The 18,817-nt window shown below is 59.3% G+C and carries 22 protein-coding genes and 1 pseudogene; 11 read left to right on the forward strand and 12 right to left on the reverse strand.

Annotated features, from left to right (window positions below; all coding sequences use genetic code 11):
- Window positions 1-141 (forward strand): annotated as a pseudogene (locus tag BW686_RS27260) (permease); the annotation flags it as partial.
- 94 nt (window positions 142-235) lie between these two features.
- A complete protein-coding gene (locus BW686_RS23880; protein WP_084920120.1) occupies window positions 236-784 on the forward strand; it encodes a GNAT family N-acetyltransferase in 549 nt (182 codons plus the stop codon).
- Here BW686_RS23880 and BW686_RS23885 read toward each other — a convergent pair.
- Complete coding sequence (locus tag BW686_RS23885) at window positions 765-1,499, reverse strand: SDR family oxidoreductase (RefSeq protein ID WP_084920122.1); 735 nt, start codon at window positions 1,497-1,499, stop codon at window positions 765-767. The genes BW686_RS23880 and BW686_RS23885 overlap by 20 nt on opposite strands.
- 218 nt (window positions 1,500-1,717) lie before the next feature.
- Between BW686_RS23885 and BW686_RS23890 the strand changes: the two genes are divergently transcribed.
- A complete protein-coding gene (locus tag BW686_RS23890; protein ID WP_084920256.1) occupies window positions 1,718-2,635 on the forward strand; it encodes an AraC family transcriptional regulator in 918 nt (305 codons plus the stop codon).
- A 15-nt stretch (window positions 2,636-2,650) separates the two neighbouring features.
- Here the strand turns inward: BW686_RS23890 and BW686_RS23895 are convergent, their stop codons facing one another.
- The 3 genes from BW686_RS23895 to BW686_RS23905 all read right to left on the reverse strand — a co-directional run bounded on the left by BW686_RS23895 (window position 2,651) and on the right by BW686_RS23905 (window position 5,295).
- Window positions 2,651-3,274: a hypothetical protein gene (locus tag BW686_RS23895; RefSeq protein ID WP_084920123.1), complete on the reverse strand. Its 624-nt coding sequence runs from the start codon at window positions 3,272-3,274 to the stop codon at window positions 2,651-2,653.
- A 175-nt stretch (window positions 3,275-3,449) separates the two neighbouring features.
- Window positions 3,450-3,911: an aconitase family protein gene (locus tag BW686_RS23900; protein ID WP_084920125.1), complete on the reverse strand. Its 462-nt coding sequence runs from the start codon at window positions 3,909-3,911 to the stop codon at window positions 3,450-3,452.
- 139 nt (window positions 3,912-4,050) lie between these two features.
- Complete coding sequence (locus BW686_RS23905; protein WP_084920128.1) at window positions 4,051-5,295, reverse strand: MFS transporter; 1,245 nt, start codon at window positions 5,293-5,295, stop codon at window positions 4,051-4,053.
- A gap of 104 nt (window positions 5,296-5,399) precedes the next feature.
- Between BW686_RS23905 and BW686_RS23910 the strand changes: the two genes are divergently transcribed.
- Window positions 5,400-6,281 carry a LysR family transcriptional regulator gene (locus tag BW686_RS23910; protein ID WP_084920131.1) on the forward strand — a complete coding sequence of 294 codons (882 nt, stop codon included), beginning with the start codon at window positions 5,400-5,402 and terminating at the stop codon, window positions 6,279-6,281.
- A 40-nt stretch (window positions 6,282-6,321) separates the two neighbouring features.
- On the opposite strand, the gene BW686_RS23915 is transcribed toward BW686_RS23910, so the two are convergent.
- Window positions 6,322-6,588, reverse strand: coding sequence for an accessory factor UbiK family protein (locus BW686_RS23915; protein ID WP_084920133.1), 267 nt, complete (start codon window positions 6,586-6,588; stop codon window positions 6,322-6,324).
- Window positions 6,589-7,009: 421 nt separating this feature from the next.
- Between BW686_RS23915 and glnK the strand changes: the two genes are divergently transcribed.
- From glnK to sutA, 4 genes are all read left to right on the forward strand, one after another.
- The gene (glnK, locus tag BW686_RS23925) at window positions 7,010-7,348 is read left to right on the forward strand and encodes a P-II family nitrogen regulator (protein WP_002555808.1); all 339 of its coding nucleotides are present in this window, start codon (window positions 7,010-7,012) and stop codon (window positions 7,346-7,348) included.
- Between the two features lie 34 nt (window positions 7,349-7,382).
- On the forward strand, window positions 7,383-8,720 hold the full coding sequence (locus BW686_RS23930) for an ammonium transporter (protein WP_054986748.1): 1,338 nt from the start codon (window positions 7,383-7,385) through the stop codon (window positions 8,718-8,720).
- Window positions 8,721-8,962: 242 nt separating this feature from the next.
- Window positions 8,963-9,382 carry a secondary thiamine-phosphate synthase enzyme YjbQ gene (locus tag BW686_RS23940; protein ID WP_084920140.1) on the forward strand — a complete coding sequence of 140 codons (420 nt, stop codon included), beginning with the start codon at window positions 8,963-8,965 and terminating at the stop codon, window positions 9,380-9,382.
- A 104-nt stretch (window positions 9,383-9,486) separates the two neighbouring features.
- A complete protein-coding gene (gene sutA, locus BW686_RS23945; RefSeq protein WP_084920142.1) occupies window positions 9,487-9,819 on the forward strand; it encodes a transcriptional regulator SutA in 333 nt (110 codons plus the stop codon).
- Between the two features lie 74 nt (window positions 9,820-9,893).
- Here the strand turns inward: sutA and BW686_RS23950 are convergent, their stop codons facing one another.
- From BW686_RS23950 to lptM, 6 genes are read right to left on the reverse strand one after another with little or no spacing between them, the layout of a single operon-like run.
- Window positions 9,894-10,586 (reverse strand): HAD family hydrolase, encoded by a 693-nt coding sequence (locus BW686_RS23950; protein WP_084920145.1) that lies wholly within the window; start codon window positions 10,584-10,586, stop codon window positions 9,894-9,896.
- Complete coding sequence (gene xerC, locus BW686_RS23955) at window positions 10,579-11,478, reverse strand: tyrosine recombinase XerC (protein WP_084920148.1); 900 nt, start codon at window positions 11,476-11,478, stop codon at window positions 10,579-10,581. Before xerC ends, BW686_RS23950 begins: the two co-directional genes overlap by 8 nt.
- Before the next feature lie 2 nt (window positions 11,479-11,480).
- A complete protein-coding gene (locus BW686_RS23960; RefSeq protein ID WP_084920151.1) occupies window positions 11,481-12,215 on the reverse strand; it encodes a DUF484 family protein in 735 nt (244 codons plus the stop codon).
- 13 nt (window positions 12,216-12,228) lie between these two features.
- A complete protein-coding gene (gene dapF / locus BW686_RS23965) occupies window positions 12,229-13,059 on the reverse strand; it encodes a diaminopimelate epimerase (protein ID WP_084920153.1) in 831 nt (276 codons plus the stop codon).
- Window positions 13,060-13,063: 4 nt separating this feature from the next.
- Window positions 13,064-14,311 carry a diaminopimelate decarboxylase gene (gene lysA, locus BW686_RS23970; RefSeq protein ID WP_084920156.1) on the reverse strand — a complete coding sequence of 416 codons (1,248 nt, stop codon included), beginning with the start codon at window positions 14,309-14,311 and terminating at the stop codon, window positions 13,064-13,066.
- 9 nt (window positions 14,312-14,320) lie between these two features.
- Entirely contained in the window at window positions 14,321-14,467 is a 147-nt protein-coding gene (lptM, locus tag BW686_RS23975; RefSeq protein WP_003377923.1) for an LPS translocon maturation chaperone LptM, read from the reverse strand.
- Window positions 14,468-14,673: 206 nt separating this feature from the next.
- Here lptM and cyaY point away from each other — a divergent pair, with 206 nt between their 5' ends.
- The 3 genes from cyaY (at window position 14,674) to rnk (ending at window position 15,789) form a co-directional block, all read left to right on the forward strand.
- Complete coding sequence (gene cyaY / locus BW686_RS23980) at window positions 14,674-15,006, forward strand: iron donor protein CyaY (protein ID WP_084920159.1); 333 nt, start codon at window positions 14,674-14,676, stop codon at window positions 15,004-15,006.
- A gap of 2 nt (window positions 15,007-15,008) precedes the next feature.
- Window positions 15,009-15,245 (forward strand): DUF1289 domain-containing protein, encoded by a 237-nt coding sequence (locus tag BW686_RS23985; protein WP_084920162.1) that lies wholly within the window; start codon window positions 15,009-15,011, stop codon window positions 15,243-15,245.
- Window positions 15,246-15,381: 136 nt separating this feature from the next.
- Complete coding sequence (rnk, locus tag BW686_RS23990; protein ID WP_084920165.1) at window positions 15,382-15,789, forward strand: nucleoside diphosphate kinase regulator; 408 nt, start codon at window positions 15,382-15,384, stop codon at window positions 15,787-15,789.
- An 87-nt stretch (window positions 15,790-15,876) separates the two neighbouring features.
- Here the strand turns inward: rnk and BW686_RS23995 are convergent, their stop codons facing one another.
- Complete coding sequence (locus BW686_RS23995) at window positions 15,877-18,723, reverse strand: class I adenylate cyclase (protein ID WP_084920168.1); 2,847 nt, start codon at window positions 18,721-18,723, stop codon at window positions 15,877-15,879.
- Between the last annotated feature and the right edge of the window lie 94 nt (window positions 18,724-18,817).

An 18,817-nucleotide genomic window follows, 5' to 3' on the forward strand; every position in this document is an offset into this window, starting at 1 on the left:
ATCATCCACTGCAGCGACGTCACCACAGGTTTCGCCGCACGATTTCCCAGTCAGGTATTGATGAGCAAGTACCTCGCATTCCTGCGCGAGGTACTTCCAGCCAATGTTGAATACACCGAAAAAGCCACGAACTGGTATTAGGGCTGATGAGATTCAGGCTTGAGCCACCCTCGCTCTCGCTGACGTAACTCGCCACCTCGCACCCGACAGCCGACTATCGTTCAGGAACGCTGATATGACTATCCGCATTGCCATTCCCAAGGATTCGTTGCAGATAGCGACGATTCATCTGGAGTCATGGAAAAGTGCCTATCAGGGCATTATTCCCTCTGCCTATATTGATCGGATCACCCTTGAGGCGAGGTTGTCTCACTGGACGCAGGAGATCATGTCAGGCGACTCGGAGGTTTACGTCAAAGTAGACGCGTTTGATCGGGTTCTGGGCTGGGTAGCCACGGGTTCCGACAGGGAACATCCCGAAGACCGTAGCGTCGCAGAAGTACACGCCGTGTATGTCAGCCCCCTGCACACCCGCCGAGGCATTGGGCATGAGTTGTTCTACTACGTAATCCCACGCTTCCAATCCGCTGGCCGCAGTCGGGTCGTACTTTGGGTGCTGGAGAGAAATGCGCCTGCCCTTGATTTCTACCGTCAGCGAGGTTTCGCAGACGCGCCTATAAAAACCAGAGTTATCGAACGGGGCGGCGCCAGGCTGGTCGAGATCAAGCTGGAAAGTCTCTTGACGGCGCCGCCAAGCCTGCCCCTCAATAAGCACTCCCCGTAGGCCTGACCACAATCTCACTCACGTCCACCCCATCAGGCTGATCGATCGCATACACAAGCGCGCGTGCAATCGCATCCGCCTCCAGTGCCACTTTTCGAAAGGCTTTCATCGCCTCACGTGCCGTTTCATCGGAAATCCAGTCGGCCAGTTCTGACTCGACCACGCCGGGGCAGACGACGGTCACGCGGATTTTGTCGGTCTCTTGCCGCAGGCCATCGGATATCGCCCGGACAGCAAACTTGGTAGCGCAGTACACCGCAGCGGTCGGGGAGACCGAAAGGCCGCCGATGGATGAGATGTTGATGACCTGACCATGCCCTTGCGCTTCCATCGTCGGTAACACGGCGGCGATACCGTGCAGCACGCCGCGAACGTTGACGTCGAGCATCTGGTTCCATTCCGCTATTTTCAGCGAGGCGAGTGGGGACAAGGGCATGACGCCGGCGTTGTTGATGATGACGTCGATCTTGCCGAATTCACGTTTGGCGAAGTCGGCAAAGGCCAGCACGTCGGCTGCGTCGGTCACATCCAGCGCGCGGTAACGTGCCGAGCCACCGTGCGACTCGATGTCTGCTGTCAGCGTCTTCAAGCGATCAATACGCCGCGCTCCCAGCACGACATGTGCGCCTTTGGCGGCGATAAGTCTGGCGGCGGCTTCGCCGATGCCGCTGCTGGCACCAGTGATCAGTACAACCTTGTCTTGAATGTTCGACATGAGCTTATCCCCTCGTAAAGTGCCCAGTTGCGGCGTGATGCTCCAACTGAGTGAGAGGGATGCTACGAGTCGGTCATGGCCGCACGCTTGCCGATACCTGCGCCAAGCTTGCCTGTTTCTGTCTGATCGTCTGGCGGGTACTGAGCTACTGCCCAATGGCCGCTATGATGAGCGCGAGGCAAGGGAAGGCGTACAGCAACCTTCGGATGGAGTTATTTGTGGATACAAATGAGGCCGCCAGTCTTCAGGGCAACAGTGTTTACCGTGCTGAAATCATTCGGTTGATCACACAGAGGTTTACGGTGCCCGGTGTCTACGAAACGGCTATCGCGCCGCTGTATGTGATCCGTTGCGACGCGCCGTCCGAATTGATTCACGCTGTCCATCGGCCGGCCCTTTGCTTGATCGTTCAGGGGCGTAAAGAAATTGGGCTAAGTGATGAGCAGTATGTGTACGACTCGCTCAGCTACCTTGTGGTTGCGGTGACCGTGCCCGTGTCCGGGCGGGTGATCGAAGCAAGTTCCGACGCACCTTATCTGTGTATTCGCCTGGATTTCGATCCGGTGCAAATCGCTCAGCTCATCGCCGATGCGCCGCTCAGCGGGGTGCCGGATGAGCCGCAGCGCGGCCTGTTTCTGGACCACATTGACCAGCCGCTGCTGGAAACGGTTCTGCGGCTGGTGCGCCTGCTCGACACCCCTCGGGATATCGGCATGCTTGCGCCTTTGGCACTTCGGGAGCTTTATTACCGGCTGCTGCGTGGCAACAACGGACGCAGGCTTTACGAAATTGCAGTCGGCGATTCGCAGACGCACCGCGTTGCACGTGCGCTCGACTGGTTGAACAGCCATTACACCGAGCCGCTACGCATTGATGAGCTGGCGCGTCTGGCCAATCTTGGCAGTTCGACGTTGCACCACCGATTCAAGGCGCTGACCGCCATGAGCCCGTTGCAGTACCAGAAACAACGGCGTCTGCAAGAAGCCCGACGGCTGATGATCAATGAAGGCCTGGATGTATCCAGCGCCTGCTATCGCGTCGGCTATGAAAGCCCTTCGCAATTCAGCAGGGAATACAGCCGCCAATTTGGTTGCCCGCCTTCAACGGACGTGAGCCGGGTTCGCCAAACCGTCTGACGCCGCTGCATGGAATCAGCGCTGAGGTGCCGTCAGCCGCGCATATTGATCCTGACTGATCCAGCCAGTGAACGAGCGGTCATCCGCGTTGATGAACTCGACCTGAGCCGCGCCATCCTTGAATGCCAGAACCCCGACGACGTCACCTTTGACGATGTAGGCGCCACGAGTGGCCTTGGCATTCGGCGTCTTCTGTAACCACGCCTTGTCAGCCCTGACCTTCACCAGGCCTATCCACGGCTTGCTGGCCGTACGGGTCAGGTCCAGGCCGGTGGCGATATCTGGTATCAGCACATTCAGGCAGCCTGAGTGTTGCTGGCCTTGTTCGATGGTCAGCGTTACCCCGTCAGGCGAGGGCTTTAGTGTTCCCGGATAGGCGCCGTCGGACCAGGAGAACACCGCCACGTCTTTGCCAGCCTCGACATTGCCTTTTAGATAGAACGCGCAACTGAAGGGCGGATCTTCGCCTCGTTCTTCCGCGTAGTAGCCTTCGACTTGATGCTCGGGCGTCACGGCCAGCATCAACTGCTCGTACTTGCCGGAATGCAAAGCCGTGTCCTGGGCGAAGGCGGGTGCGCCGGCACAGAGCGACAATGCGCCCGTCATTAGCCACTGGAGAATGGAGCGTTTGCGCGTCATGTTTTCATTCCGTTGTGAGTAAGATGTTCCATCGAAACCGACAGCTTCCTGGTGGGCATCTTACTGAATGGTTGAATGAAAAGGCATTTTCCTGAGCGGGCGCAAAGCGGTCGAATTGACCCGCTCGTGAAGCCTAAAGTGTCCATCACCTTTCGGCTCCAGACACTTGTTGCGATTACCCGTGAGGGCTACTGATCTGCAACTCCGAAAATGACGTGATATACCCTGCAATGGCGCTGGCGACGACTGTCGGCGGGCTTGCCAGCCATACTTGTCCAGGTCCGGAACGGCCCGGGAAGTTACGATTGATGGCGCTGACGGTGACCTGATCCTTGCGGGTCGATGAGCCAGGACCGCAGTTCGCGCACGCACCGCATGCCGGTTGCAGGAGTTCTGCGCCAAAAGTTTCGAATGCCGAAAGATACCCTTTTTGCTCACAGTAATCGCGTACGTCCACCGTACCGAACTGCAGATAAAGCTTTACGTCGGGGTGGAGCGTTCGTTGATTTTCGAGCGCCCAGTTGATCACTTCGAAGTAGTGATCGAAATCATCCCGCTTGCCGGCAGTGCAGGAGCCGCCGTAAGCGATATCGACATGCACCCAAAGATAAATAGCGGGATCATGCGTCTCCTCCATGGAAAGAGTTCAGGTCGATTAAGCGAAGGCGTCAGGCGATCGGCGTGTATGGGCAGTACGAGGTACGTGTTGCCACAGAGGGGGTGGCAACACGGGACACAACAGTTATCAGGAGGTAAACAGTCTTGCGTCGAGCGTCTTACGTCGAGCTCAGGTCAAGCGCATAATTTTTTTCGACGCGGGGGAACAATGGCGCTGTTAACAGTGCGCAGAACGCTGCTGCCAGCCAGACCACGCCCCAGGAAAAATGCGTCATGAGGGTGGAGGCCGCGATGGGGGTGGCGAACAGCACTACAAACACGCAGGTGTTGCCCATTGCCAGGGCTGTGCCTGCACGGCTCGCCCCTGCCAAGGTGGCCAGTTCGGTGTAGGCAACACCGTGCCAGGCGGACACGCTGATGCCGGCAACCACCATGACGGCGATGATCAGGCCGCTGGCCAGCGCGGTTTCGTTCATGCCGTAGAAGCCGGCTGCCGATACCACTGTGCCCAAGGCCAGAAAGGTCAGGGTGCTCAGCCAGGCACAGGTTTTGAGGTAGGCACGTCGATTTTTGTTTTTGTCGGTCCAGCGTCCACTCCAGATTCTGCTGACAATGGCGCCAATCTGGATAACGGCCAGCGTCGCTGAAATCAGTGTGATGTCGATCTTGCTGAAGTCATGGAAGAACACGGCCGCATAAGTCAGGATGGCGAATTGTGGCGCGCACAGCAGGCCGATGGCCAATACGATCCGCCAGACCCTCAGGTCCTTCAACGGGCTCGCGTTGGTTGCCATGCTCTGTTTTTTTGCCGCACTGCTGGAGAAGTCGGGTTCGTAGAGCCAGAACCAGGCGAACAAGGCGGCTATCAGGCAGAACAAGGCCGATACCGTGAACACCTCGACAAAGCCGTACGTGTAAGCCAGATAAGGCAGCACGACTGCACCCAAGGCGTACCCCCCTGGAACGGCCGTTTGCCGGATGCTCATGGCCAGCCCTCGTTCACCTTCCTTGAACCAGGCCATGATGGCTCGTCCGCTGGCGCCGTTGACGCTGCTGCCGAGCAAGCCTACGACGAACAGGCCTACCGCCAGCAACACCACCGTGGGTGCGAAAGAGGCCAGCATTGCCAATATCAGCAGGGCAATGCCCGAGCTGAGCAGTCCGGTCAGCAATACAGGACGATCACCCCAGCGATCGGTCAGCAAGCCCCACGGGATTTCGCTGACCGCGATACCCAAGCCCAAGACGCCGAGTACAAGCCCCAACTCGCTGTTGTCCAGCTGATAAGTGGCTCGCATATAAACTGCCGTGGCAGGCAGCCCCCCGACGACGCTGGAAAAGCTCGCGTTGGCGGCCACGCCAACACCGAGCACTTTCCATCGGTGACCGTTATCGACAGTCATAAGAATCCCACTATTCAATTAGTTGTTGGCCGTCAGAATCGCATGAGAGTATCGTCTCGAATATCAAATTATTTTGCGTGTTCGTCCCGAAAAGCAGGATTGTCATGAGACCGGTAAATTTTGATTTAGATGTCATGCGTAGCTTCGTAACAGGGGTCGAACTGGGCAGTTTTGCCAAGGCTGCACAAAAGCTTGCACGCTCTACTTCTGCTATCAGCGCTCAATTGAAGAAGCTGGAAGCTCAGGCAGGTTCACCCCTGTTCAAGAAAGCAGGTCGCAAGTTGGCGCTGACGGACACCGGAGAGGTATTGCTCAATTACTCCAGGCGGCTCTTGAGCCTTAACGATGAGACGATGACGGCGGTGTCCGAGCTGAAGCTCAAAGGGTGGGTGCGTCTCGGGTTGCAGGAAGACCTGGGGAGTTTCTTGCCGACGGTGCTCGGACGGTTCGCCAGAGCCCATCCGGACGTGCGAGTCGAGGCGCGTATTGCCCGCAATGCCGACCTGCTCAACCGTATAGAAAACGGTTCTCTCGATCTCGCGGTGGCGTGGGGCGGAGTGAAGAAGAACGGGTATCAGGAGACGATAGTGAACCTGCCCATGCAGTGGATCGGATCGTCTCACCAGTATCTCGACTGGCGTGTCGAATCAGGCAACCCGCTGCCTATCATTGCGTTCGATGCGCCGTGCCCCTTTCATTCAAAGGCCACTGACGCACTGGACCTTGCAGGGATCCCTTGGCTTCTTTCGTTTACCAGCTCCAGCCTCAATGGCCTGTCTGCAGCCACTGAAGCCGGTCTGGGGTACACCATCAGAACATCCCTCGGGCTTCAGGCAGGCACTGAACTGCTTGATACCGAAGAGCGAGGCTTACCGCCTCTACCCTCTATTGCACTGACATTGCACAGGCGAGAGGCAAATCCAAATCCTCTGACCGAACGGTTGTCGAGCATCGTGATACAGGCGATACGAAGTGAGGTCGTCTGACCGCAGTGCTTCTAACCCTTGTTCTTGATGGCTGAGCCGCTTACTCAGCCTTCTCGGCGCCGCCGATCTTTTCTTCCATCTCGGCCATTTTGGCTTCCAGCGCCTCAAGGCGTGCGCGGGTGCGGGCAAGGACGGCCATCTGGCTGTCGAACTCTTCCCGGCTCACCAGATCCAGTTTGCTGAAGCCGCTTTGCAGCAGCGCCTTGAACTGGGTTTCGAATTCGCTGCGGGGTATGGGCGTTTCGCCGTTGAACAGGCGGGAGGCGTGGCCGCTGAGGGCGTCGAGAAAAGCTTTGGGCGCGAGCATGATGATTTTCCTGAATCTGATGGCCAGCAGTGTAACACGCAGCGTCTATAGTCAATTCAGGCGCGACAGGCTGCACGCTTATGGGGCGAGGCGGTGTGCGTCCTGGCACCATTACCGTGCATAACGTTGGCCGGGTGGCGGGTCTCACGGCGCCAAATGCGCCCAAGAACCTGTATTCAATGAATATTCACGAGATGGCAAGCTTTCTGCTTAGTGGCTTATGACCCATGCACTGATGCAGTCGCTGTGACGAATGCAGTGCGGCAGGCGGAGCGGGGATGTGTTTCGTCATACGCGGTTTTTCTGGCGTTGGTCTGGCCTGATCAGGCGGCCGACACGTTACAAAGCCAGGCACTGCGCTTAGACTTGAGTCGGGTTTGTTTTCCTGGGGCAAGTCCACCAAATTCGGGAGAAAGTTTTCATGAAGCTAGTCACTGCCATCATCAAGCCGTTCAAACTGGATGACGTGCGCGAGTCGTTGTCCGAGATCGGCGTGCAGGGCATCACCGTCACTGAAGTCAAAGGCTTCGGGCGTCAGAAGGGTCACACTGAGCTGTACCGCGGTGCTGAATACGTTGTCGACTTCCTTCCAAAAGTGAAGATCGACGTTGCCATCGATGACAAGGATCTGGATCGGGTCATCGAAGCGATAACCAAGGCCGCCAACACCGGCAAGATCGGTGACGGCAAGATTTTCGTGGTCAATCTGGAACAGGCCATTCGCATCCGTACCGGCGAGACCGATACAGACGCTATTTAAGCCGCCAAACCCCAACGCCCCAGGAGAAAACAATATGACTCTGCGTCAATTCGCAGGGCTAGGTGCCCTGTTGTCCCTCGCATTACCTGGTCTTGCCCTGGCGGCTGATCCAGTGGCCGAGCCGGTACTGAACTCTGGCGACACCGCATGGATGCTGACGGCGACCGCGCTGGTCCTGTTCATGACCATTCCCGGCCTGGCTCTGTTCTACGGCGGCATGGTTCGCTCGAAGAACATCCTGTCGGTGATGATGCAGTGTTTCGCGATTACCGGTCTGATCAGCATCCTGTGGGTCGTTTACGGCTACAGCATTGCGTTTGACACAACCGGTATGGAAGCGGGCGTCGTCAACTTCAACTCCTTCTTTGGCGGTATGGGTAAAGCGTTCCTGGCGGGTATCACGCCTGCGAGCCTTACCGGTCCTGCTGCATTGTTCCCTGAGGCGGTGTTCGTCACCTTCCAGATGACCTTTGCAATCATCACCCCGGCGCTGATCGTCGGTGCCTTCGCAGAGCGCATGAAGTTCTCCGCGATGCTGATCTTCATGGGTATCTGGTTCACGCTGGTCTACGCACCTATCGCCCACATGGTCTGGGGTGGCGTCGGTGGTCTGATGTGGGACTGGGGCGTTCTGGACTTCGCTGGCGGCACGGTGGTGCATATCAACGCCGGTGTAGCCGGTCTGGTGGCCTGCCTGGTTCTGGGCAAGCGCAAAGGCTTCCCGACCACCCCGATGGCTCCGCACAATCTGGGTTACACCCTGATCGGCGCAGCAATGCTCTGGGTGGGCTGGTTCGGCTTCAACGCCGGTTCTGCCGCAGCAGCCAACGGCACTGCCGGCATGGCCATGCTGGTCACTCAAATCGCGACCGCCGCTGCCGCACTGGGCTGGATGTTCGCCGAGTGGCTGACTCACGGTAAGCCAAGTGCCCTGGGCATCGCATCGGGTGTGGTTGCCGGTCTGGTTGCCATTACCCCGGCTGCCGGTACAGTTGGCCCGATGGGCGCTCTGATCATCGGTCTGGCTGCGGGTGTGATCTGCTTCTTCTGCGCCACCAGCCTGAAACGCAAACTCGGCTACGACGACTCCCTGGACGCCTTCGGTGTACACGGTATCGGCGGCATCGTCGGCGCCATCCTGACGGGCGTGTTTGCAGCGCCAGCGCTGGGCGGTTTCGGCACCGTGACTGACATCGGTGCTCAGGTCTGGATTCAATTCAAGGGCGTCGCGTTCACCGTCGTTTACACCGCTATCGTGACCTTCATCATCCTCAAGGTACTGGATGCGGTGATGGGGCTGCGTGTCACCGACGAGGAAGAGTCTGTCGGTCTGGACCTTGCGCAACACAACGAGCGTGGCTACAACTTGTAATCAGTCGCCGACGCAAAAAAGAATGCCCGGTCTCCGGGCATTTTTTTTGTCTGATGTTTGCGGATAAACCGCGCCTTTCTGCTGTCATTGATCTTGCCTGTGTCAATGATTTCGGCGCCATGACGCAACGCAGGTAACGATGCTGCAGCAGTCTTCGTTAACTTGCAGGGAAGCCGGTTTATTGCGCGCTTTGCTTTTTTCTCAGTCGAGTTAGAATGCGCGCCGAAGGTGCGGAGAACGGTATGTGGCATCAATCCAGGATTGCCTTGCGGGCGAGGCCCCGCGGGTTCCATCTGGTGACTGACGAAATAGTCGCAGGCTTGCCCCAGCTGCGGGAGTGTCGTGTCGGGCTGCTGCATGTATGGCTGCAACATACCTCGGCTTCGTTGACCGTCAACGAAAATGCCGACCCGGCAGTACGTCGTGACTTTGAGCGTTTCTTCAACCGTCTGGTGCCTCAGGGCGTGGACGGCTACGAACATGACGACGAAGGCCCTGATGACTTGCCAGCGCATTTCAAGGCCAGTTTGCTGGGCTGCCAGTTAGTGTTGCCGGTCACGGCAGGACGACTGGCGCTGGGCACCTGGCAAGGTATTTACCTGGGCGAGCATCGAGACGCTGGTGGGTCTCGTAACGTCCTGGCCACCCTTCAGGGTGAATAGACATAACCGCTGGGGTCAGCGGTTGTTGAATTTTTCCGATCGCCTTAGCAGTTCTCGGCGGTTGGGCTATAACTAATCAGCTTTCGCAAGTCATGAGGTAGAACATGAGCGACGACGATGATACTAACGACGATCTGGTAGACGACCTGGAAGGCGAAGAAGACGGTGAGGAGCTGGCAGCGGCTTCCCCGGAAGACGATACAGCCGAACCAGACGACTCCGACGTTCCGGCGGCACCTACCAAAGGCAAGGCCAAGGCCGCAGTGTCGGTCGAGGAATTGCCTAGCGTAGAAGCCAAGAACAAAGAGCGTGATGCGCTGGCGCGTGCCATGGAAGAATTCCTGGCGAAAGGCGGGAAGGTGCAGGAAGTGGAGGCCAATGTGGTCGCCGATCCGCCCAAGAAGCCTGACAACAAGTACGGCAGCCGACCTATCTAAGGTCAAAAAGCCGTGTGAGAAAAAGCCCGCCGTCGCTGCGGGCTTTTTCTATTGGGCGCATATCGGTACGTTTTTCAGGACCAGCGCGCCAGCACATCCGGCAGCTGCGACAGGTTGTGAATCTCTGCGTCCGGCAGGCGGTCGGCGTCCCAGGCTTTGTTCTGCGGGTTGTACCAGATGGCACGCATGCCTGCCTGTTGCGCGCCCGCAATATCGTCGCTGGGGTGGTCGCCCACATGCACGGCCACGGAGCCATCAACGTTGGCGCGCCGTAGCGCCTCGTGAAACAACGCCGGGTCCGGCTTGCCGATACCGAGGTCTTCAGCGCACAGGGCAAAGGCGAAGTAGTCCGCCAGCCCAAGGCGCCGCACATCGGCATTGCCATTGGTGATAACGCCCAGCATGAAGGTCTTGGCGAGAATTTCCAGGGTGGGCTGCACCTCCGGGAAAATCTGTACCTGATGACGTCCATGCAGAAACACTTCAAAACCCTCATCGGCGAGGTTCTGAGCCTCGTCGGAATCGTAGCCGGCGTCTTCAAGGGCGTGAAACAGCACGCGCCGACGCAGCGCACTGATCCGGTGTTTCAGGGAGGGGTCTGCGATCACCAGCCGCGAGCGGATTTCCCACAGGTGTTCAACGGGGATCGCGCCCAGCTCGGGCGCATGCTCCGCCAGCCAGTCGCGCAGCGTCGCCTCTGCGCCGGCAATGGCAGGTGCTGTGTCCCACAGCGTGTCGTCGAGATCGAACGTCACCAGCTTAATCATCTGCAGATCCTTTACGTTTCGCGCGCGGGTGTGCGTTGTCATAGACCGTCGCCAGGTGCTGAAAGTCCAGGTGCGTGTAGATCTGCGTCGTTTTGATATCCGCGTGACCCAACAGCTCCTGCACCGCACGCAGGTCCTGAGACGATTCCAGCAGATGACTGGCGAAAGAGTGGCGAAGCATGTGCGGGTGCAGGTTCTGCCCCAACTCTCGCTCGCCAGCCGCCTTGAGCCGGACCTGAACCGCCCGTGGGCCGAGGCGTTTGCCTTGCCGGGTCACGAACACCGCGTCGTCCTGCGGGTTGGCCAGCGCGCGCAACGGCAGCCAGGTTTCCAGCGCCCGGCGTGCCTTGCTGCCGACAGGCAATACGCGGGTCTTACTGCCTTTGCCCAGCACCTGCACCAAGCCATCGCTCAGGTCCAGTTGGTCGAGGTTCAGGCCGGTCAGCTCCGACAATCGCAAGCCTGATGAGTAGAACAGCTCCAGAATGGCCTGATCGCGTTGAGCCAGAAAATCATCCTCCACGCCACCGTCCAGCAGTTGAGCGGTACGGTCGGTGTCCAGCGTCTTGGGCAGGCGCCGTTCGCCTTTAGGCGGAGAGAGCCCGTTCGCAGGGTCGTGCTGACAAATGCCCTCACGGTTCAGGTATTTGTAGAAACCACGCACTGCCGACAGCATTCGCGCCAGGCTGCGGGAAGACTGGCCTTGTTGATGCTGACGGGCCGTGAAACTGCGCAGGTGCTGGATATCAAGATCATTCCAGCTCGACAGTTGAGCCTTCTGGCAATACGCCAGAACCTTGCCCAGATCGCGTCGGTACGCTTCGAGGGTGTGGGGCGACACCTGGCGCTCACCGCGCAGGTGCATGCAGTAGGCGTCCAGATGCTGATCCACGGCTAGCGGACCGAGCGTAACGAGTGGGCGAAGCGGGGCAGCAGGCGGCTCAGCACGTCAGCGATATAACTGAGAAACAGCGTGCCGACGGAGCTTTTGTAATGCTGCGGATCGCGGCTGCCGATGGCCAGAACGCCATGCAGGCCCAGATGATTGAGGCTGGCAATGGCGGTCGAACCGACTTCCTTGCCTTGTTCTTCGCCGAACAGAAAGGCCAGCTCATGCTCGCGCAGGGCGCCGCAGATAATCTTCTCGCCGATCAGGCCGCCGATGGCTTTCTGCGCCTCGGCGCCGCTTACCCAGCGACCTACCTGCATCGGCGTGTCGCTGAACAGGATCAGACTGACAAAGGGCACCTGAAAGTCCTGACGCAGGCTGTCTTCCACCGCGATGACCAACTCGTCCAGGCTGGTGGCGTCCATCAGGGCGAGGTTCAGGCGACGGGTTTTCTCGAACAGGCGGTCGTTGTCGCGGGCGACGTCCATCAACTGTGACAGGCGATGGCGCATCTCGATGTTTCGTTCGCGCAACAGTTTGAGCTGGCGCTCGACCAGCGAGACCGTGTCGCCGCGCTGGTGCGGAATACGCATCGACACCAGCAGTTCGTCATGCTCGGCAAAGAAGTCGGGGTGTTCGAGCAGAAAAGCGATGACCGCCTCTGCTTCAAGGTCTGGCGCTGCGGTATCGACGGGCGATTCGCCGGGTGTGCCGGTTGAAGCGGGAGGCTGATCGGTCATCGTATTTACTCGCTTAAAGACGAACTTGGCCTTCGTAGACCCGTGTTGCAGGGCCGGTCATCATCACGGAATGTCCCGGGCCAGCCCATTCGATGGACAGGCGACCTCCGGGCAGGTCGATCAGCAAGGGCGAATCCATCCAGCCCTGGCTGATGGCGGCAACCGCTGCCGCGCAGGCGCCGGTGCCGCACGCCTGGGTTTCCCCTGCGCCGCGCTCCCAGACGCGCAACTGCGCGCGCTGGCGATCCACAACGTGCAGGAAGCCGACGTTGACCCGTGCCGGAAAGCGCGGGTGATGCTCGATCTTCGGCCCCAGTTCATGCACGGGCGCATTGTTGATGTCGTTGACCCGCAACACGGCGTGAGGGTTGCCCATCGACACGGCGGCCATTTCAATGGTCTTTCCGTCCACTTCGACGGAGTAGCAGGTGGCTTGCTCCGGTGCCTGGAAGGGTATCTCTTCCGGAACGAAGCGGGGCGGCCCCATATCGACGCTGATCTGTCCGTCGCTGCGGATATCCAGCTCGATGATGCCGCCTTTGGTCTCGACGCGTATCTGCTTCTTGGCGGTCAGGCGCTTGTCGAGCACGAAACGGGCGAAACAGCGTGCGCCGTTGCCGCATTGTTCGACTTCAGACCCGTCCGAGTTGAAGATCCGATAGCGAAAGTCCACGTCCGGATTGTTGGGCGCCTCGACCAGCAGTAGCTGATCGAAACCGATACCGGTGTGGCGGTCGCCCCACTGTTTGGCGTGCTTGGGCAAAATATGCGCGTGCTGACTCACCAGGTCCAGGACCATGAAGTCATTACCCAGCCCGTGCATCTTGGTAAAACGCAGCAGCATGGGATTACTCCGGCAGCAGGCTTTCGCCAGCGAACAGCTCGGCCACGGTTTCGCGACGACGCACTTCAAAAGCCTGGGAACCGTCGACCAGTACCTCGGCAGCACGGCCACGGGTGTTGTAGTTCGAACTCATGACAAAACCGTAAGCGCCGGCTGAATGCACCGCCAGCAGGTCGCCCTCGGCCAGCGCCAGTTCGCGGCCCTTGGCCAGGAAATCGCCGGTTTCGCAGATCGGCCCTACGATGTCGTAGGCGCGGGCTTCGCTGTCACGCGGACGCACCGCCGTGACGTCCATCCAGGCCTGATACAGGGCCGGACGGATCAGGTCGTTCATCGCCGCATCGACGATGGCGAAATCCTTGTGTTCGGTGTGCTTGAGGTATTCGACACGGGTCAGCAGCACGCCCGCATTGGCCACGATGAAACGCCCCGGTTCGAACAACAGGCCCAGATCACGACCGGCAAGACGCTCGCGCACGGCTTTGATGTAGTCGGCTGCCAGCGGCGGCTCTTCATCGCGGTAACGCACACCAAGACCGCCGCCCAGGTCGATGTGGTGCAAGTGAATGCCGCAATCGCCCAGACGATCAACCAGGTCCAGCAGGCGGTCCAGCGCATCGATGAACGGCTCAAGCGTGGTCAGTTGTGAACCGATGTGGCAGTCGACGCCGATCACTTCCAGATTCGGCAACTGCGAGGCGCGAATGTAAACGTCTTCAGCCGCCGCGATGGCAATGCCGAACTTGTTTTCTTTCAGGCCCGTGGAGATGTACGGGTGAGTGCCGGCGTCCACGTCCGGATTGACGCGCAGCGAAATCGGCGCACGAACGTTCAGTTCAGCGGCCACTTCCTGCAGGCGCTCCAGCTCGTCGGTGGATTCGACGTTGAAGCAATGGACGCCGACTTCAAGGGCGCGACGCATGTCTTCACGGGTCTTGCCGACACCGGAAAACACGATCTTCTCCGCCTTGCCGCCAGCGGCCAGCACACGCTCGAGCTCGCCACGCGACACAATGTCAAAACCGGCGCCAAGGCGCGCCAGGACATTGAGTACGCCCAGGTTGGAGTTGGCTTTGACGGCGAAGCAGACCATATGCGGCATACCGCTCAGCGCATCGGCGTAGGCACGGTATTGCGCTTCGATGTGAGCGCGTGAGTAGACATACGTCGGCGTGCCGAAGCGTTCGGCAATGGCAGACAATGCTACCCCTTCCGCGAACAGCTCACCGTCGCGGTAGTTGAAGGCGTCCATTGGATTCCCTTAAAGGTGCTTGTGCGATTGCGATTTGGCTTGTTCTTCCGGGGTTTTGGTGTCATCCGGCAGATACAGCGGGCCTTTCTGGCCACAGGCGGTAACAAGACAAGCGACCGCGACAAGCGCAGCAAGCGAAGAGATCAGGCGCTTCATGGCGAAATCCTTTGTAAAAGCATTAATTGCGCCCGAGTATACCGACCACCCGGCAGCTTGCCTATGCGAGGGGCTTCCCGTCTGGCAGGCCCGGGAGATTAATGCGTTTCTGTCACAACAACTGACGGTTAGGCTTTGCATTTGCCCGACGGCGTCCGTATCTTGCCCGTTTGCGCCATCAGCAGACACTTATCGAGGTTCCCGTAATGAGTTTGACCGAAGCGCGCTTTCACGACCTGGTCGATGCGACTCAGCAGAATATCGAAGACGTTTTCGATGACAGTGGCCTGGACGTGGATCTGGAAAACTCGGCCGGTGTACTGACCGTCAGGTTCGAAGGCGGCTCGCAGCTTATTTTCAGCCGTCAGGAGCCTTTGCGTCAGCTTTGGCTGGCTGCCAAATCCGGTGGCTTTCATTTCGACTACGACGAAGTCGAGAGCCGTTGGGTGTGCGATTCCAGTGATGAGCTGCTCAGCGAGATGCTTAAGCGTTTTACCCTCGAGCAGGCTGGCGTCGAGCTGGACTTCGACGAGATCTGATCGTGAGCCAGACACCCGTTCGCCCGCCCAAATCGCTTTTCAGCAACGTCAGCCCGGCAGTGGCATCACCTTGTATCAGCCTGTGTCGGCTTGATGAACAGAAGGTCTGCCTGGGGTGTTTTCGACATGTCGAAGATATCCGCGAATGGCGCTCGGCCGATGACGACCGTCGTCGGCAGATTCGCCGTGACGCCGATCAACGGCGCGCTGACGTCGAGACTGGCCAGGCTGCGGGCTGAGACCTTGCCGGGTTGTGTATTTATTGCGCTGTGTTAGTGTCGAAGGCAGCTTCTTCAGACAGAGAAGCCCGTCAAACCCCGCCCACCCGGCGGGGTTTTGTTTTATTCACGGAGAATAAAGGAGTCTGCCCAGACCATGACCACAGCACCTTCGATCATCCTCACCCGACTCGACGTACAGCGTCTTGAGCGCTTTATCGCCAGCCAGGACGAAGACTTGCCGGGCATCCAGGCGTTACAGGCTGAACTGGACCGCGCTGACCAGGTGGTTGGCCACGATGAAGTGCCTGCGGGCGTTGTGACCATGAATTCGCGTGTGCATTGCCGCGAAGAAGTCAGTGGCAAGGATTACCACCTCACGCTGGTCTACCCGGAAGATGCCGGTGCAGAAGGCACGGTTTCGGTCCTGGCGCCAATGGGCTCGGCCCTGCTCGGCCTGCAGGTCGGCCAGCACATCGACTGGCCCGCGCCAGGTGGCAAGACCCTCAAACTCACCTTGCTGGCGGTCGAATATCAGCCGGAAGCGGCGGGCGACTACGAGTAACCCACGTCGCGCCGCACATCCAGGATCAGACGCAGGGCGTCCAGAGCTGCATTCCCATGCGGGAGCGTGAGGAATGAGAGGTGCCCGTCAGGCCTGATCCATCGCCTCGTTCAGCAACTTTTCCAGCTCGGCCTTGTGGCGCAGGAAGAGGATGCTTTGCCCGTGTCGCTCATCCAGCAGGCCGGAGATGTCCAGGTCGGTGATGTAGCAGCGATAGCGCTGAGGCTCCAGGCGTTTGCCGAGGATTTGTTGTGCAACGGCCGCGTACAGCTGATCGCCATACTCCAGCTCGGAAAACTCGCAGTTGTCGCAGTACAGGGTGGTGTTCAACTGCCCCGGCGAGGCTTCTTCGATGATTGCCTGCACGTCGTAAAACGGTTTGTCCGTCGCGGTCGGTGCCAGGCGCTGTTCGACACGTTTGGCAAACCCTGGGCCTGAAGGCTGCACCTGGTAATAAAGGGTCTCCAGGGAAAGCGGCTCGGACGGGTTGTCCAGCGGCAACGAGGCGCCCCGTCGATAGACCAGCGAGTGAAAAAAGCGCTGCAGCGGCAGCAGCAGGCTTTGTTCGTCGTGGTAAGGCACGCGCTGGTGCCAGAGCGAATTGTGTTCGTCCAGCACGTACAGGTCGGCATCCGGTTCGTTGATCCGGTAAAACACCTGAATGCATTCCGGTTGCCCGAGCGGCAGAATCAGCGCCAGGTCGTGGCCGTCCAGCGCCTGGGGGTCGAGGTGCAGAGGGCTGTAGCGCGGCAGTTCCTCACCCAGGTACTTGAACAGCCCCGGCAGGCTGTTGACCACCACATGGCCGACCTGTCCCGGCCTGATCTCCAGAACGTGATACTGCTGCTGCACCTGAATCAGGTAGCGGTGGTTGAGCCGTCTGGCGAGTAACCGTTGCGCAGTGCTGATCAGTTCTTCAACGCGCTGGGCGATGGCCGGTGCGCGGTTATGACAGAAACAACGCACGCGAATCTGCGGCTGATCACCGTTCTCCGGCAAGCTGCCCAGCAGTTCGCTCATGCAATCGAGCAGGGCGTGCGGGCCGTCATAGCGGTTGACCAGCGTTTCGTTCCAGCTATTGAGCGTGATCTGGTCCAGCGTCAGCACCAGGTTTTCCCGAACCCCAGCGTAACTGAGGGCGTCGGTGCGCTCCGTGGTCATCAGAATGTTGAGGTCCCGGTGATGCCTGAGCGGATCGACGCCGACATTGACCAGCAGCAGTATTTCGCTGGGCACGCTCGGTTTGAGCAGTGCGTCGTCGCTGACCTCGGGCAGCGGCAATTCGATGCTCTGCTGCAAGGCGCCCATCAGGTTGAACAGCTCGAGCTCACTCAAATCGCTGGTGCCCGGATGCAGCGCCACGCGGGTCGTGGCGTCGATCACGGTGTTTCGGTGGCACCAGGTCAACAGCTCCAGCAATTCCCGACTGCGCTTGACGGGCGTAAAGTTCGGCCATTCATGAATGCTTAAATTACCGTTGTACAGCGCCCATTGGTGCTTGCCCGGCTCGCGCTTGTTGGGCGAATGCACCAGCGTCAGCGTGTCTTCGGCCAGGTCCGGGGCAATTCCCGGATTGATGTTCTCGACCTTGCCCGCCTTGCGCTCGAAGGCCGCGTAAAGGCGGCGTCCGAGGATGGTCAGGTCGCGGGCGCTGAGCATGTCGGCGGTGCTTTGCGTTCTGGCGAACTGGGTCTGAAAGCGATAACTGTAATTCAGCTCGTTGACCAGCGAGCGGCGCTCATTCGCCACCTGACGTACTTTCCACTGGCTGCGGCTGTCGAGCAGCGCCAGGTGGCGCTCATCCCATCCCCATTCTGCGGTCAGCCGCTCCAGCAACTGGCGCTGCCAGCCGATCCCGCGTTGACGCGTAGGGCCGCTGAGCTTCTTGTTGACCTTCAGGTACAGGCTGCGCCGCACCAGTTCCAGGCGCTCTGGCTCTTTGCGCGCTTGCAGGTGCTCTTCGATGCGTCGGTAAACGACCACATACGGGTCCAGCTCGTCCAGGTCCAGTTGATTGGCGAACACCGCTTGCTTGAAGCGCAGGCTCAGGCACTGAACGCGTGGGTGTTCGCTGGAATACACCTCGATCAACAGCAGCTTGAGCACTGACTTGTAGGGGGATTCAATGCCTTTGAACAGTTGCCACAGCCCGGCGCCGACGAATTCTGCTGGCGGAATATGCGACATCGGGCCGAGATCGAGCACTTCACTGGCCCGAATGAACCGTTTGTTCAGCAGGGTATGGGTGTATTCCTCGTAATTCTGCTCTTCGTAGACCGGCACCATCCACCACATCGGGGTGCGCCCGGCGAGCCAGATCGCGGTGCGATAAAACTCGTCCAGCAGCAGATAATGCTGGGTCGTGCCACAGTCATCGGAGCTGAGCTGCGAGTCGCGATCACCGTTCCTGAAGCGCTGCGGGTCGATCAGGAAAAAATGCGCTTCCGCGCCCATGGTCGCGGCCCACGCTTCGAGTGCCTGGCACTTCTTGCGCAGTTCGGCGACAGCGTCTGCGTCCAGTTCGCTGTCATGGCAGACCCACACGTCCATGTCGCTTTGTTCAGCCTGTGCCAGCGTGCCGAGGCTGCCCATCAGGAACAGGCCGTGAATCGGTCGTGGCGGATTGCCGTGGCGCGCTTTGTACGAGAAAGAGCGCGTCAGGCGCTGTGCTTCGGCCAGTGCCAGTGGGTCAGGCTCATAATGTGAAACGCCAGCCGGCGTGCTGCCGGAAACGTAGCCGGGCAACAGCGGGTGATTGACGTGAAAGAACAGCGGCAGCAGCGTCAGAACACTTTGCTGGCGAGTTGACAGGCCTTCGAGCGCGCGCGCGTATCGCCCGTCATTGAGGGACAGGAAACGGGTGCGCAGCTGGCTGAGAACCTTGCGGTCGATGCCCTCATCCAGGTCGGGGCGAATTTCAGGATTACGCGTCATCGCAACTCAAGGCATCTGGCCTGTGCAGGCGTGGAATTACTGAGCAAGATGGCGAAGAAGGTTTGCAGCCGAGAGAAAGTGGGTTCGGTCGGGT

The organism is Pseudomonas syringae (genome assembly GCF_002157375.1).
GTDB lineage: Bacteria > Pseudomonadota > Gammaproteobacteria > Pseudomonadales > Pseudomonadaceae > Aquipseudomonas > Aquipseudomonas syringae_T.